Annotated in this window: 1 protein-coding gene and 1 pseudogene; one reads left to right on the forward strand and one right to left on the reverse strand. The window is 67.0% G+C overall.

The window, feature by feature from the left end; genetic code table 11:
- Nucleotides 1–1,170 (forward strand): NAD(P)/FAD-dependent oxidoreductase (locus JV551A3_RS23975; protein WP_133979182.1); only part of this gene is annotated, 1,170 nt, incomplete at its 5' end.
- Nucleotides 1,171–1,293: 123 nt separating this feature from the next.
- Here JV551A3_RS23975 and xenA read toward each other — a convergent pair.
- Nucleotides 1,294–1,705 (reverse strand): annotated as a pseudogene (gene xenA, locus JV551A3_RS23980) (xenobiotic reductase XenA); the annotation flags it as partial.

The raw sequence follows: 1,705 nt of genomic DNA on the forward strand, positions 1-1,705 counted from the left end.
CGCCAGGGCCGCCGGGTNACCCTGGTCGACCGCCAGGCACCCGGCCATGGCGCGTCCTACGGCAACGCCGGGCACCTGGCCACCGAGCAGGTATTCCCGATTGCCGACCTGTCGATTCTCAAACGCCTGCCGCGCATGCTGCTGGACCCGATGGGCCCGCTGCGCCTGGACTGGAAGTACCTGCCCAAGGCCATGCCGTGGTTCACCCGCCTGCTGCTCAACCTGCGCCCAGGCCCGTTTCAGCGCAGCGTGGCCGGCATCCGCACGTTGAACGAGGGCAGCCTGGGTGCCTGGCAGCGCTTGCTGGGTTCGATCGGGCGCAGCGAGCTGTTCCAGGAAGATGGCTCGCTGCTGGTATTCGAGCGGCCGGAGTCGCGCCAGGCCCTGGAGGCCTTGCGCGCCCGCATGCAACAGCAGGCGGTGGCGGTGGACTTCTGGCCAGCCGAAACAGTGCGCGAGGCGGCGCCGCAACTGAGCCCGTCGTTGCAAGGTGGGCTGTTCTTCCCACGTACGGGGCACTTCATCGACCCCTACCGGGTGGTGTGCGAATTGTTCGAAGCGGCCAAGGCCAGTGGCGTGCGCTTTATCCAGGCGCAGGTCGATGGCGGGCGGTTGCACAGCGGCGGGGTCAGCCTGGCCAGCGACCAGGGCACGCTCGATGCCCGCCAGGTGCTGATCAGTTGTGGCGCGCATTCTGCGCGGTTGACCGGCGCGCTGACCGGCAAGCAGGTACCACTGGACACCGAGCGCGGCTACCACCTGATGTTGCCTGGCGAGCATCAGCGTTTGCCGTTTGCCGTCACATCGCTGGAGCGCAAGTTCATCATGACGCCCATGGCCGAGGGCTTGCGCCTGGCCGGCACGGTAGAGTTCGCCGGGCTGGACGCGCCGCCGAGCATGCAGCGGGCGTGGCAGTTGCACCGCTTGAGCAAGGGGTTGTTCCGGAGGGACCTGAGTGTCGAGGGAGCGACACCGTGGATGGGCTTGCGGCCTTCGTTGCCAGATTCGTTGCCGGTGATCGACCGGGTGTGTGGTGGGCGGGTGCTGTTGGCGTTCGGGCATCAGCACCTGGGGTTGACCCAGGCGGCGGTGACGGCGGAATGGGTGGGGCGGTTGGCTGAACGGGCCGGTGGCGCGGAGATGGGGGCTTACCGGTTGGACCGGTTTTAGCCTGTGCTGGCCTCTTCGCGGGTGAACCCGCTCCCACAGCTATTGCACAGGGCCTGAACCCTGCGGTGATCCTGTGGGAGCGGGTTTACCCGCGAATGGGCTGCAAAGCAGCCCCTCCATGCCTCAGCGATAACGCTCAAGCCAGTGCGCATAAGGCGCGGGCAAGGTCCAGGAGGCTTTCTCCACGCCCAACTCCTTGGCTGCAAAGTAAGCCCAGTGCGGATCTGCCAGGTGCGCACGCCCTACCGATACCAGGTCCAGCTGGTTGGCCTGCAGCGCCGCTTCCGCCAGTTGCGGCGTACCAAAACCCCACGCCGAGGTCACCGGCAGCTTCGCCTCACGACGCACGCGCTCGGCAATCGGCCCCATGAACGCCGGGCCCCACGGGATCTTGGTGTCGGGAATGGTGAAGCCGACACTCACGCTCAGCAGGTCGAGGCCGCCAGCCTTGAAGCGGCGCGCCAGTTCGATCGACTCTTCCAGGGTCTGCTCATCACGGCCATCGTATTCCAGCACACCAAACCGCGCGGTCAGT

The organism is Pseudomonas inefficax (assembly GCF_900277125.1).
In the GTDB taxonomy this organism is placed as follows: domain Bacteria; phylum Pseudomonadota; class Gammaproteobacteria; order Pseudomonadales; family Pseudomonadaceae; genus Aquipseudomonas; species Aquipseudomonas inefficax.